Source organism: Streptosporangium sp. NPDC001559 (assembly GCF_042893955.1).
Lineage (GTDB): Bacteria > Actinomycetota > Actinomycetes > Streptosporangiales > Streptosporangiaceae > Streptosporangium.
The window spans coordinates 572,266-585,133 of record NZ_JBIAVG010000003.1; the positions used below are offsets into that span (position 1 = coordinate 572,266).

Annotated in this window: 12 protein-coding genes; 9 read left to right on the forward strand and 3 right to left on the reverse strand. The window is 71.3% G+C overall.

Annotation, left to right across the window (positions count from 1 at the left end; genetic code table 11):
• Positions 1-21: 21 nt before the first annotated feature.
• Entirely contained in the window at positions 22-1,461 is a 1,440-nt protein-coding gene (locus tag ACFYY8_RS09745) for a PLP-dependent aminotransferase family protein (RefSeq protein ID WP_390038986.1), read from the reverse strand.
• Between the two features lie 127 nt (positions 1,462-1,588).
• Here ACFYY8_RS09745 and ACFYY8_RS09750 point away from each other — a divergent pair, with 127 nt between their 5' ends.
• The 9 genes from ACFYY8_RS09750 to ACFYY8_RS09790 all read left to right on the forward strand — a co-directional run bounded on the left by ACFYY8_RS09750 (position 1,589) and on the right by ACFYY8_RS09790 (position 10,269).
• Positions 1,589-2,191, forward strand: a complete 603-nt coding sequence (locus ACFYY8_RS09750) for a disulfide bond formation protein DsbA (protein WP_390039073.1) — start codon at positions 1,589-1,591, stop codon at positions 2,189-2,191.
• Between the two features lie 82 nt (positions 2,192-2,273).
• Complete coding sequence (locus ACFYY8_RS09755) at positions 2,274-2,501, forward strand: hypothetical protein (RefSeq protein ID WP_352016238.1); 228 nt, start codon at positions 2,274-2,276, stop codon at positions 2,499-2,501.
• A gap of 22 nt (positions 2,502-2,523) precedes the next feature.
• On the forward strand, positions 2,524-2,970 hold the full coding sequence (locus ACFYY8_RS09760; protein WP_390038988.1) for a hypothetical protein: 447 nt from the start codon (positions 2,524-2,526) through the stop codon (positions 2,968-2,970).
• Between the two features lie 379 nt (positions 2,971-3,349).
• The gene (locus ACFYY8_RS09765) at positions 3,350-5,176 is read left to right on the forward strand and encodes an RICIN domain-containing protein (RefSeq protein ID WP_390038990.1); all 1,827 of its coding nucleotides are present in this window, start codon (positions 3,350-3,352) and stop codon (positions 5,174-5,176) included.
• Positions 5,177-5,306: 130 nt separating this feature from the next.
• Positions 5,307-6,221, forward strand: a complete 915-nt coding sequence (locus tag ACFYY8_RS09770) for an ATP-binding cassette domain-containing protein (protein ID WP_390038992.1) — start codon at positions 5,307-5,309, stop codon at positions 6,219-6,221.
• Positions 6,218-7,018 (forward strand): ABC transporter permease, encoded by an 801-nt coding sequence (locus ACFYY8_RS09775; RefSeq protein ID WP_390038994.1) that lies wholly within the window; start codon positions 6,218-6,220, stop codon positions 7,016-7,018. The genes ACFYY8_RS09770 and ACFYY8_RS09775 overlap by 4 nt, the downstream gene beginning before the upstream one ends.
• Positions 7,019-7,029: 11 nt before the next feature.
• A complete protein-coding gene (locus ACFYY8_RS09780) occupies positions 7,030-8,184 on the forward strand; it encodes a sensor histidine kinase (protein WP_390038996.1) in 1,155 nt (384 codons plus the stop codon).
• Positions 8,175-8,819, forward strand: a complete 645-nt coding sequence (locus ACFYY8_RS09785) for a response regulator transcription factor (protein WP_352016232.1) — start codon at positions 8,175-8,177, stop codon at positions 8,817-8,819. Before ACFYY8_RS09780 ends, ACFYY8_RS09785 begins: the two co-directional genes overlap by 10 nt.
• A gap of 1,159 nt (positions 8,820-9,978) precedes the next feature.
• On the forward strand, positions 9,979-10,269 hold the full coding sequence (locus ACFYY8_RS09790; protein WP_390038998.1) for a hypothetical protein: 291 nt from the start codon (positions 9,979-9,981) through the stop codon (positions 10,267-10,269).
• 121 nt (positions 10,270-10,390) lie between these two features.
• Here ACFYY8_RS09790 and ACFYY8_RS09795 read toward each other — a convergent pair whose 3' ends face one another.
• Together ACFYY8_RS09795 and ACFYY8_RS09800 are read right to left on the reverse strand one after the other, a co-directional pair.
• Positions 10,391-11,977 (reverse strand): IucA/IucC family protein, encoded by a 1,587-nt coding sequence (locus ACFYY8_RS09795; RefSeq protein WP_390039000.1) that lies wholly within the window; start codon positions 11,975-11,977, stop codon positions 10,391-10,393.
• Positions 11,974-12,726, reverse strand: coding sequence for an IucA/IucC family C-terminal-domain containing protein (locus ACFYY8_RS09800; RefSeq protein WP_390039002.1), 753 nt, complete (start codon positions 12,724-12,726; stop codon positions 11,974-11,976). The genes ACFYY8_RS09795 and ACFYY8_RS09800 overlap by 4 nt, the downstream gene beginning before the upstream one ends.
• Positions 12,727-12,868: the final 142 nt, after the last annotated feature.

Sequence of the window (12,868 nt, forward strand, 5' to 3'; positions counted from 1 at the left end):
CGGCACCGGGCTCATGGCGCGTTACATGGTGCTGCCGGTTTCCAGGCGGTGGGCGAGGAGCCGCAGTCCCTCGGTGACGCGCTCGGCGCGGATGGAGCCGTAGCCGAGCACCAGGCCGAGGTGCGACCGGTCCTCGGCGCAGTACGACTCCAGACTCTCGATGGCGACGCCCGACGCGCGCGCCTCCGCCGACATCCGGTTGAGATCGACGGACACACCGGGCCTGAGCCTGGCGCACAGGTGCAGGCCCGCGGCCGACGGCACAGGCTCGAACCAGTCGGTGAGGTCGTCGCGCAGCGCCGTGAGGACACGTTCGCGGCGGTCCGCGTAGACGCGGGTCGCCTTGCGGACGTGCCGGGACAGCTCGCCCGAGTCGATGAAGCGGGCGAGCGCGGCCTGCGCGGCGTGGTCGCCCTGCCAGTCGGTCAGCCGCCTGGCCGCGCGCAGCGCCGGACGCAACGAGGCGGGGGCGACCAGGAAGCCGAGCCGCAGCATCGGCAGCAGCGTCTTGGAGAACGTGCCCACGTAGACGACCCGGCCGTCCCGGTCGAGGCTCTGCAACGGGTCGAGAGGACGCTGACCGAAGCGGAACTCGCTGTCGTAGTCGTCCTCGACGATCACGGCGTCGTGACGCGCGGCCCAGTCGAGCAGCGCGGCCCTTCGCGCCGGGGACATCGGCGTGCCCAGCGGGAACTGGTGCGACGGGGTGACGTAGACCAGCCGGGTGCCGGAGGAGAGCGCGTCCACGTCGAGTCCTTCGCCGTCCACGGGCACCCCGCCGACCCGGGCGCCGAGGGAGGCGAACAGCAGCCGCGCCGGGGGATAGCCGGGCTCCTCCACGGCCACCCGGTCACCTGGCTCGATGAGGACCCGGCCGACGAGGTCGAGGGCCTGCTGCGCGCCCTGGGTGACGACGACGTCCCCGGCGTCGGCGCGCACCGAACGGGACAGGCCGACGTGGCGGGCCACGGCCTCCCGGAGGGCGGGGTGGCCCGCGGGCTCGCCGTACCCGGAGGTCCTGACCGTCGAGGCGCGCAGTTCGGCGGCGAGGAGGCGGCGCCAGGTGGCGAGCGGGAACAGCTCACCGTCGGGCCTGCCGACCCGGAAGTCGTAGCGAGGGATCCCGGGGTTCTCCGCGGCGTCGGGGAGATCGTCCCAGAAGGGGCGGGGACGCACCCCACGGCCCTGCGGGGCGCCACGCCGTACGGCTCCGGCAGGTGTGGTGGGTTCGGCGACGAAGGTGCCCGCGCCGACGCGGGCGAGGAGGAAGCCCTCGGCCGTGAGTCGTTCGTAGGCCGCGCAGGCCGTGTTGCGCGACACGCCGAGGCGGCGGGCCAGCTCCCGCGAGGGCGGCAGCCGCTCCCCGGGGCGGAGCCTGCCGTCCAGGACCGCCTCGCGGAGCTGCCGGTAGATGCGGGAGGCCAGGTCACCGGGGCCGTCCAGGCTGACGTGCGGGTCCACGCGGAGACTCTACATTGGCTCTTTTCGTTTCCAGGGAATTGGCTCTTCTGAGGAGCCAATCGAGGCCGTTGGATGGACTCGACCAACGGGGAAACAGCCGAGGAGTTACGTCTTGACCGTCGCCGACATGTGGTTCGACCCGAAGTGCCCCTGGGCGTGGAACACCTCACGCTGGCTGCTGGAGGTCGAACGCGTCCGTGACGTGGAGGTCCGCTTCCACGTGATGAGCCTGTGGCTGCTCAACGAGGACAGGCAGGGCCTGGAGGAGTGGTACCGGCGCTGGCTCGCCGACACGCTCGGCCCGGTCCGGGTGCTCGTCGCCGCCGAGCAGAAGTACGGCACGCCCGTCCTGCGCGACCTCTACACCGCCTTCGGTGACCGGATCCACCATGGAAAGGTCCCGATCGGCCCCGGCCTGTACGGCGACGCGCTGGCCGAACTCGGCCTCGACCCGGGACTCGCCGAGGCGGCAGAGAGCACCGACCACGACGAGGCCCTCCTGCTGAGCCACCGGGCCGGTCTCGACCCGATCGGTGAGGACCTGGGCACCCCGGCCATCCATGTCCCCGGCCCTGATGGGCGGGTCAACGCCTTCTTCGGGCCGGTGGTCAGCCCGGTGCCGCGTGGTGAGACGGCGGGCAGGCTCTGGGACGGCGTGCTGCTGGTCTCGGCGACCCCGGGCTTCTTCGAGCTCAAGCGGAGCCGTACGGAATCTCCCCGGGTCGACTGACCCGTTGCCTCCGCGTGACCGGCCACGCGGATGATCGCCGCTTCGTGGACGGGGAGAGTATGACGCGATTACCCTCCTGGGTATGACCAAGCGGATCACGATCTCCCTGCCCGACGACCTCGCCGACGAGGCGCAGCGCTCGGGCAACGCCTCCGGCTACATCGCCGAGGCACTGCGGGAGCAGCGTCGCATCAGGGAGGGCATGGCGGCCCTGGAACGGCTGTGGGGACCCGGCTGGCAGGACGACATCACCGACGCCGACAGGGAGCGCGCCAACCGCCTGTTCGGCTCCGCACGGGAGGTCGCGTGACCCCGGGCGCGCGGGAGGCCGGGTGACCCCGGAGGACGACGGTCTGACCGGCCACGTCCTCGATCTCGACGCGGTCTGCCACCTGCTCGACGTCAGGAGCAACTACGGGCGTGAGATCGTCCGCCAGTCCGTGCTGCGAAACACCACACTCCTGCTGCCCGCGGCCGCCGCGCAGTGCGTGACGGCCCTGCGGCCCGAGCAGGCCGAGGCCCTGCTCGGGGTGCCGGTGGTGACGGTGGGGAGCCTGACGGCCGCCGACGTCGCGCACGCCGCCGGGCTCGGCCCGAGGATCGCGGCCAACCTGGAACGGCACATCCCGGGCCCCGTCACGGGAACCGACCTCGTGGCCGTCCTCGCCGCGGCCCACGCCGTACTGCTGGCCGAGTCCAGAGGCGGCTGGCGCGTCATAACCCCGGCCCCTCACCTCTACGACGACATCCCCGGCGTCCGCCTGGAAATCCTCCCCTGATTCTCCCGGATGATTCCCTGGGTTTCCCTCCCGGAGGGAAAACGTTCGGCTTTCCTGTCTTCGGGCATTTCTCGGTGAGAAGGACGGGTCACCGTTCGTGATATCGGCTGGGAAGAGGCGAAGCCCGACGTCACGCGGGGCAGAGGGGTGTGCACGCTCCGTCGCGGCGCATTCCGTGAATGTGTGGAGACGTAATGGGGTTGTGGTGTTAACCGGTATTGCCGCACGTGTTCACCTTGAATGTGAGAACACCTGGAAGGCCTCGCGTCAATATGGTGTGATAAATCTTACAAGAGGGTCGCTTTTAATATTTAAAATGTGATCATTGCCGATGAATCGCCCTGTGTGGGTGTATCCGTACCGATCGGAGTTCATCGGAATGCAGCTCAGGCGAAACCTCTCCTTGGCCGCCGCGTCGATACTCGCCGTGGTCGGCCTGGTCGCCTCACCCCCCGCGGCGTCGGCCGCGCCGCCGGACGGCGGCCAGTCCAGTGTCACCTCCGACGTCTTCCCCGGCGCCAGGCTCGGTGAGCGCGTCGGCCCCAAGGCCGTCAAGGACCTCGCGGGGAAGCCGGAGACCGCACGGGTCAGCCCCCAGTTGGTCGCCTGCGACGGTGACGGCACCAGCGGCAAGCGCGTCGAGACCCTGTACGTGCGCGAGGCGACGATGCCGGACCGCTACACGCAGCTCCTGCCCATGTTCCGGGCCTGGCTGGCCAACGCCGACGACCAGTTCAACGACGCCGCCGCGACCTCCAACCGCAGCAGGCACATCCGGTACGTCACCACGGCGGTCAGCGGCGGCTGCGTCCCCGTCGTGCGCAACGTGGTGGTGCCCGCCGGTTCGCTGGCCACCTTCGACACCGGTAAGACCGCCCTGCAGGCCCTCGGCTACAACAGCAACGACCGGCACTACCTCATGCTCACCGAGGCCACGGTGATCTGCGGTGTCTCCGACATCAAGAACGACGACCTGACCACCGGGTCGACCAACCTCAACAACGGCCTCGCCTTCTCCCGGGTCGACGCCAGCCCCAACTGCTTCGGGGCGAACGCCATCGCCCACGAACTGGGGCACAGCTTCGGCGCCGTGCAGCTCAGCGCGGCCCACTCGGACGGCTCCTGGCACTGCCTCGACCAGTGGGACATCATGTGCTACGGCGGCACACCCACCTGGAGCTGCCTGCAGTGGAACGACTACCGGCTGCCCGACTGCAACCGGGACGACTACTACAACGCGGTCCCGACCGCCGGAAGTTACCTGGCCACGCACTGGAACGTCGCCAACAGCGCCTACCTCATCGCGGGTTCGACGGCCGACAGCGACCCCCATCCCAAGGTGGGCAACACCTACGTCATAACGAACGCCTCGACAGGGGGCGCGCTCGAACCCATCGGCGGCGCGACCACGACGCTGACCGAGCTGAGCCAGCGCACCCGGGTGGACACCCCCAGCCAGAAGTGGCTGATGAGCTACAACACCGGACTGCAGTTCATCAACGTCGGCAGCCGCCTGTGCGCCGACAGCGCCTACAGCGGCACCACGCCCGGCACGACGCTGCTGCAGTACTACTGCAACGGCCAGGACGGCATGCGCTTCGCCTACCTGCAGACCGGCACGAACACCTACGCGATCTTCGACTGGCTCTCCGGGCTGGCGCTGACCGCGGGCGGCGCCTACCCGGCGGCCGTCACGCAGCAGACCTACACCGGCGCGGCCAACCAGCAGTGGGTGTTCAACCAGGTCACCGACGCCTCCCCGGTCAACGGCACCTCCTACTACCTGAACGGGTTCGCCAGCCACGACAACGTCGAGCCGGCCGGTGGTTCGACCGCCTCCGGCGCGCTGGTCACGCACAACGCGCCCTCCGGGGCCACCAGCCAGCGCTGGACCCTCCAGGCCAGCGGCTCCTACTGGAAGCTGGTGAACGTCAACAGCGCCAAGTGCCTCGACCTCGTCACGGCGAGCACGACCAACGGCACCCAGGTCAGGCAGGCGACCTGCGGCAGCGGGACCAGTCAGCAGTGGACCCTGCAGAGGGTCGCCGACGGCACGTTCTACCTGGTCAACCGCTACAGCGGCAAGGTGCTGGACGCGCCGTCCGGCAGCGGGACGACCCTCGACCAGCAGACGATCACCGGTAACAACGACTCCGGCGCCGGAGTCATCGCGGGCAACGAGATCTGGTACCTCAACCAGGTCTGACCAGGATCCGCGCGGGCCGTCCGCCCCTCCCCGGACGGCCCGCGCGGTCACGCGGTTACGGGTTTCCGCCATCGAGGTCGGAGGGTCGCCTCCATGGTCACCGTCCCGGGGCCCGCCTAGCGTTACGGACATGATCAGACTCAACGGCCTGCGCAAACGGTACGGTGACCGGACGGTGATCGACGACCTGTCCCTTGAGGTCAGGCCGGGCGCGGTCACCGGGTTCCTCGGCCCGAACGGGGCGGGAAAATCCACGACGATGCGCCTGATCCTCGGACTCGACCGCCCGACCTCGGGCACGGCGCTCATCGGCGGCCTGCCGTACCACCGGATCAGGAACCCGCTGCGGACGGTCGGCGCGCTGCTGGACGCGCGCGCCCTGCACCCCGGACGCAGCGGTCAGGCGCACCTGACGGCACTGGCCCGCAGCAACGGCATCCCGCGCCGCCGGGTCACGGAGGTCCTGGAGACGGTCGGGCTCGGGCAGGCGGCGCGCAGGCGGGCGGGCGCGCTCTCACTGGGCATGAGCCAGCGGCTCGGCATCGCGGGCGCCCTGCTCGGAGACCCCGAGGTGCTCATGTTCGACGAACCCGTCAACGGCCTCGACCCCGACGGCGTGCGCTGGGTGCGCGACCTGATGCGCTCCCTGGCCGAAGAGGGCAGGACGGTCTTCGTCTCCAGCCACCTGATGAGCGAGATGCAGCTCACCGCCGACCATCTCGTGGTGATCGGCAGGGGACGGCTCATCGCGGACGCGCCACTGGCCGAGATCATCGCGCGCGGCTCGTTGGGCGCGGTGGTCGTCCGCACCCCGCACACGGACGACCTGGCCGTACGGCTCGGCGCCGCGGGCCTGCGCTGGGAACGGCCGGGGGAGAACGAGCTGGTCGTCACCGGAGCCACGGCGGAGCGCGTCGGCGACCTGGCGCACGAGGCGGGCATCAGGCTGCACGAACTGCGCCACCGCGAGGCCTCCCTGGAGCAGGCCTACCAGGAACTGACCGCCGACAGCGTCGAGTACGGCGCGCGGAAGGGACGGGCGTGAACATGTGGGCGAGAGAGCTGGCTCAGGCGACCGGCGCCGAGTGGGTGAAGCTCCGCTCGGTCCGCTCGACCTGGTGGTGCCTGGCCTGCACCACGGCGCTCATGGTGCTGGGCTCGCTGGCGATCGGCGGCGGGACGGCGACGGAGATGGTGCGCCGGGACCTGGCCGGGACCCTGTCCGCCAGTGACCCGGTGACCTCGGCGACGGCGTTCGCCCAGTTCGGGCTGGTCGCGCTGGCGATGCTGGCGATCACCCCCGAGTACGCCTCGGGAGGCATCAGGACCACGCTGCAGGCGACGCCGATCCGGGGCCGGGTGCTCGCCGCCAAGGCGCTGGTGCTGGCGCCGGTGACGTTCTTCGCCGGGGTGGTCGCCGGAGGCGTGGCGACGGCGGTGGTCCGCCTGGTGTTGTCCGCGGAGGTGTTCGGCGGCCGGGTGACGGCGCCGCCCGCCGAGGTCGTCCCCGACCTGCTGGGCATGGGCGTCTTCCTCGCCCTGGTCTCGGTGACGACGCTGGGCGTGGGAGTCGCGACGCGCAGCGCGGCGGGCACCCTGACCACGGCGTTCATGCTGCTGATGGGCGTGCCGCTGCTGCTGGTCATGACGGGCACCTCGATCGGCTTCGAGGCCTCGCTGCGCATGCCGCTGTTCGCGGGCCTGGCCTTCATGGGCAGTTCGGACACCCCGATGGGCGGCCCGGTGCCCTACCCGGCCTCGCAGGGACTGGTGTGGCTGCTGGTCTGGACGGCGGCGGCGACGGTCGCCGGCTATGCCGTACTGCGCCGCAGGGACGCATAGACTGCGCGCCCGTGTCAGGTAACCGGATCGCCCGCGCCCTGGTCGGGGTGCTCGCGGGCGCCGCGCTGGGCCTCGCCGAACTGCTCTTCCTCTGCGCGGCGGCGCTCGTCCACCCGGTGCCCGCCGTACGGCCCGGCGTCGAGCGGGGCCTGGACCGGCTGACCGCCCTCGAACGGGCGAGGCTGGCGGCCTGGTTCGACCACGAGACGACCGGGCACCCCCGGCGGAACGGCCGTCGTTACCTCGCCGTCCGCGCCCTCTTCGGCCTCCTCGCCGGGTACGGCTGCGCCGCCGGACTGTTCCTCGGCGGCCTGTTCCTCTTCGGAGGACTGTGGAACCTGGCCGGGGACAGGGCGCGGGCCGTACCGGTGCACCTGCCGGGGGTGCGGCTGGTGACCAGCGACGGGGTGCTCGGCCTCGCCGGAGGGACGGTCGCGCTGGCCCTGACCGTGCTCTGGCTTCTCGCGGCGGGGGTCGTGGAACGGCGCCTGGCCGACCACTTCCTCGGCCCCGGCACGCGGGAGTTGATGCGCAGGCGCATCGCCGAACTGACCGCGACCCGCTCGGGCGTCGTCAGGGCCGTGGACGACGAACGGCGCAGGATCGAGCGCGACCTGCACGACGGCGTGCAGCAGCGGGGCGTCGCGCTGGCCATGCTGCTCGGCCGGGCCCGGGGCAACCCCGACCAGGCCAGGACCGCGGCGCTGGTCGAGGAGGCCTACGCCGAGTCGCGCCGCCTGCTCGACGAGCTGCGCAGCGTGGCCTGGCGGATCTACCCGACAGCCCTGGACGAACTCGGCCTGCGCGCCGCGCTCGCCGGTGTCGCGGAACGGTCTCAGGTGCCGGTCACCGTGCACTACGGGCTGGCCGGACGCCCCGCCTCCGCGATCGAGACGGCCCTGTACTTCGTCGCCAGGGAGGCGATCACCAACGCGGTCAAGCACGCGGACGCGCGTGAAATCCTGGTCGTCGTGGCCGAGGACGAACGAACGGTGAGCGTGACGATCTCAGACGACGGCGCGGGCGGCGCCGACCCGTCGGGCGGCGGCCTGTCCGGCCTGGCCAGGCGGGTCCTGGCGCTCGACGGCACCTTCGACGTCCACAGCCCTCCCGGCGGGCCGACCAGGGTCGTCGCGACGCTGCCGAGGGATGTGCCGTGCGGCTGATCCTGGCCGACGACTCGGTGCTGCTCCGCGAGGGCCTGGTCCGGCTGCTCGACGAGGCCGGGCACGAGGTGGTCGCGGCCGTCGGCGACGCGCGGGCTCTGCTCGACGCCGTCGAACGGCACCGCCCCGACGTGGCCGTGATCGACGTGCGGATGCCGCCGACCCACACCGACGAGGGGGTGCGCGCGGCCCTGGAGATCCGTGGGCGCAGGCCCGAGGTCGGTGTCCTGCTGCTGTCGCAGTACGTGGAGAAGACCTACGCCGCGACTCTTCTCTCCGGGGCGGGCGGACGGGTCGGATACCTGCTCAAGGACCGTGTCTCCGAGGTGGCCGACTTCCTGGAGTCGCTGGAGCGGGTACACGCGGGCGGGACGGTCTTCGACCCGGAGGTGGTGCGCCAGCTGCTCGCCCGAACCACCCGCACCGACCCGCTGGACGGCCTGAGCGGGCGCGAGCGCGAGGTGCTCGGCCTCCTGGCGCAGGGCTTCGTCAACGCGGCGATCGCCGGACGCCTGCACGTGTCGCTGAGCACCGTGGAGAAGCACATCAACGCGATCACGGACAAGCTCGGCCTGCCGCGTGACCCCGGCTACAACCGCAGGGTGCTGGCGATCCTGCGCTATCTCGACGACTGAGTACGGCCCGGCCGGGGAAACGCGGATGCCGCGCCCGATGGGTCGGGCACGGCATCCGGTTCATCTCCTCGCCCCCTGAAGGGGGCCGGACCCGTCAGGGCACCACCTCGTCACTGAACGGGGTGCGGTTGCCCGGATGGACAGGCGGTGGGAGCGGGCAGCGGTTCAGCCGACCCTGCTGGGCCCTGCGGTCCAGGCGACTCCGCTGGGGCCCGCGGTCCAGCCTGCCCCGCTGGGTCCTGCGGTCCAGCCGACTCCGCTGGGCCCTGCGGTCCAGCCGGGATTGCGGGGCTCGCAGGGATTGCGGGGCTCGCAGGGCTTGCGGGGCTCATGGGGCTTGTGGGGCCCATGACACCGAGGCTTCTCAGGTACATGACACCCAGGAGGTCCCTCGGGCCCTTCGGGCCCTTCGGGTCCTTCGGGCCCTTCGGGTCCTTCGGGTCCTCTGGGTCCTTCGGGTCCTTCGGGTCCTCTGGGTCCTTCGGGTCCTTCGGGTCCTCTGGGTCCTTCGGGTCCTTCGGGTCCTGCGGGTCCTTCAGGACCAGTGAGGCCTGTGGGTCCTTCGGGTCCTTCGGGTCCTTCGGGTCCTTCGGGTCCTTCGGGTCCTCTGGGCCCTTCGGGTCCTTCGGGTCCTGCGGGCCCTTCAGGCCCTGTGGGACCTGCGGGTCCTTCAGGACCAGTGAGGCCTGCGGGACCTGCGGGACCTGCGGGACCTGCGGGGCCGGCAGGGCCTGCGGGACCCCGCGGTCCGGCCTCGCGACCGGCAGGGCCTGCGGGACCGGCGGGACCGGCGGGACCGGCAGCTCCAGCGGGCCCGGGAGGCCCGGGAGGCCCAGGAGGTCCGGGAGGTCCGGGAGGTCCGGGAGGCCCACCCGGGGTTCCGGGGACACCCTGCGGTCCCTGAGGGCCTCGGGGCCCTGTCTTACCGTCGCGTCCATCCCGGCCATTGTGGCCATCCCGGCCATTACGGCCATTGTGGCCGTTACGGCCGTTGTGGCACCTGCAATGCCTTCTCCAGCACCCACACCATCTGGAGGAGAGGCTGCCGATATGGAAAGTCTCACCGCGCGTGGCGAGGCCCGCGGGCTTGCCCTGCTGGGCGCTTTCCGAGCCAGGGGTCGCGGCGTTCGCCAGCGACTGGGAGGCGAGCGCGAGGAAAGTGCCGATTGTCGCCGCCGTGGTGATCAATCCCCGTACGTACCTGCTGGAGTCGACGGTGGAAGCCCGTCTGGTACCGCTAGAAGTCATCACATTCCATGTCGTTGATGATTTCGGAGAATTTGAATTACATGATCCGCCTGATGGCGGCAGGGGTGAAGTACCCGGTGATCATTACAGTGACGCTTTTGGTTTATTAACGAAGATCAAAGAATCGACTGGTGTGTTCTGTCGCTTATTTCGGCTTATTGTGTCATATGGGCAACGGCTTTTATGCATATTTCCTGGATAGGCACAGTTGTCGCTCAACAGGATGGATATGGGTTCATGGCGCGATAAATCACCCAGAGAAAAGCCCGGCTACCGGAGAAAACCGGCGCCGGGCATGCGAGTCGGAAGGGGCCCAGGAGGGCCTAGGAGAGCATCGCCAACGGGTTGGCGACCGGGACGTACCCGGCCCGGCGGTCGGCCGAGCGCGTCCACCGCACCGAGAGATTGGCCTTGGCGGGCAGCGGCGCCCCGGCCAGCAGGCCCGCCAGCGGACGCGGCCACCCCCTGGAGTCCGCGTATCCGGCCAGCACCTCCCCGGCGACCGCCCACAGCTCCCGCACAGGGCCGTCGCCCGCGAGGGAGGCGGCGATCTCGGACAGATGGTTGACCATCAGGCAGTAGACCACCCGGTCCCACCCCGGCCCGGGATCGTAGGTGAGCGCCTCGGCGACCTGTGAGGGCAACCCGGACAGGTCGTGCCTGCCCGCCACGAGCTTGGTCCCCTCCAGGTCGCGGAAGATCGCCTCGACCGGCAGCCCCGACGCGTCCACGCCGACCAGCACGTTCTGCAGGTGCGGCTCAAGTACCACGCCGTGCTTCAGGTAGGCCTCAAGCACCGGAGGCGCGACGCACTCGACATAGGCCCGCCACCAACCGACCGGGTCGGCGGACCCGGGTCCGGGCACGGACCCCGGCACGGCCAGCGCACCACTCAGCAGCGGGGTCACCCCCGGCCTGCACACCGACCACGGGCTGGTACGGATGATCACACCGAGCCCTTCGAGCAGCCGGGTGCCCAGGTTCGCCGAGCGGTAGCCGGGCTCGCTCAGCCAGCGCGTCCCGGGGAAGGCGGCGGCCAGGTCGTCGAAGACCGGCCCGAGACGCCGGGTCAGCTCGACCGCCCCGGCCAGCTCGTACCACGCGTTCTTCCTGACGCAGTTGGTGATCCGCACATCCAGGCTGAACTTCAGGCACCGGTCGATCCCGGGGTCGTAGACCGTACGGACCGAGGAGGTGGGAACCGCGGGGCGGGAGCCGTACCCCAGGTCGACCAGGCGGCCGTCGGCCAGCGGTACGGCGAGGTCGTCGGCGAGCAGGTCGAGCTGCCACGGGTGCGCGGGCAGGATCGTGTACCCCTCGGGCACCGGGCCAAGCTCGTCGAGCCGCCCGGTCTCACCCGCCTCGGCCAGCACGTCGTCGCGGACCCCGAGCAGCCGGAGCGGGAAGCTCGCGTGCGCCTCGGGCGCGTAGCGCAGCCAGCCCGCCCCGTCGTGGGCCTTGGGACTCGGATGGAAGGGGTGCCCGAAGACCAGCCGCTGCTCGGAGGCCAGCCACGGGTCGGCCGGTGCCCGCCCGCTCCGCCTGGCCGCGAGCAGCGCCGCCATGGCCCGCCTGCTCGCGCCGACCTGGGCGGCGAACTCCTCGTTCGTCCCGCCCAGGTCGCTCTCCACGAGCCCGACGAACCGGTCGACGTCGAGCGGACGCCAGTCACCCCCGTCGAGCCAGTCGGGGCGGCCCTCGAAGCGCAGCGCGAGCCCGCCGTGCGTCCTGGCCCGCAGCACGGTGCCGCCGACCCGCAGCAGCACGTACGGCTCGGCGTGCCAGACCTGCCCGCGAGGCCCGGCGACCTCCCTGACGCAGCAGCGCAGCAGCGCGGCGAGCGTCGCCTCCTCGGCGACGGCAGCGGGGGAGACGGCCGCGGAGCAGGGGTCGAGCGCGAGGCCGGTCATGGAGTCCTTCGCATCGTCATGTTCTGGATGGCCGCAGGAGGGTGGCGCAGGTAGTTGGGGCCGCTGGTGCCGTAGAACTTGTTCACGTCACGGGCCCCGGTACGCGCCTTGTCGACCAGGGTCCCGGCGACGATCATCGACTTGCCGACGAGCCTGGCCGCCTCAAGGGTCCTGGCCCGCAGCAGCCGGGCCATCGGGTCGTCGCCGTACTCGGCCAGCGCCTCCCCGAGCGTGTCGCGGACCAGCCGGGAGGCCCGCGCGGGCGGCAGCGCGCAGAAGGCGACCGCCGCCGCGGCCAGGTGCAGCGTGATCGTCACGAACACGTCGGCGAGCGCGTGCGGGTCGTCGGTCAGCATCCGCTCGTCGGTGAAGTCCGGCACCGCGACGCCCTCGGCCAGCAGCCGGTCCGGTGAGGTCAGCAACCCGTCGTTGTCCTTGACCAGCAGCCTGGCCGGGCCGTTGCCCAGCACCAGGGCCAGGTTCTGCTGGTGGGTCTCCAGGGCGGTGCCGTACCGGACGAAGAGCCGCACCTGGAAGCCGAACAACAGCCTGAGGTAGGCGCCGAGCAGCGCCGTGACGTCTCCGCCGTACCACCGTCCGGCCAGCTCCTCGACGACGGGCACCCCCAGCGGGGCCGGCGCGGGCAGCGCGGCCACCGGGACGATCTCGCCGGGCGGCAGGCGGCGCAGGAGCCAGCCGAGATACTCGTGGTCCGCGTGACCGTAGGTCTGCTCGTCGGCCAGCAGCACCCCGGGATGCGGCAGCCGCCGCAGCAGCAGCTCCGCCCTGGCGCCGTCGGCGAGCGTGCCCGGCTTGATGGAGCGTCTGTTCCGCAGCCCAGCGTGCTGGTCGGCAGCGGCAGCTTCACGTGGGTGCCCGCGTCGAGCGCGA

What these genes read in the sequence shown, in the direction of transcription:
- ACFYY8_RS09795 (WP_390039000.1), bottom strand. Translation starts at nt 11,977, where the DNA reads ATGACCGGCCTCGCGCTCGACCCCTGCTCCGCGGCCGTCTCCCCCGCT.
- ACFYY8_RS09755 (WP_352016238.1), top strand. Translation starts at nt 2,274, where the DNA reads ATGACCAAGCGGATCACGATCTCCCTGCCCGACGACCTCGCCGACGAG.
- ACFYY8_RS09750 (WP_390039073.1), top strand. Translation starts at nt 1,589, where the DNA reads ATGTGGTTCGACCCGAAGTGCCCCTGGGCGTGGAACACCTCACGCTGG.
- ACFYY8_RS09770 (WP_390038992.1), top strand. Translation starts at nt 5,307, where the DNA reads ATGATCAGACTCAACGGCCTGCGCAAACGGTACGGTGACCGGACGGTG.
- ACFYY8_RS09765 (WP_390038990.1), top strand. Translation starts at nt 3,350, where the DNA reads ATGCAGCTCAGGCGAAACCTCTCCTTGGCCGCCGCGTCGATACTCGCC.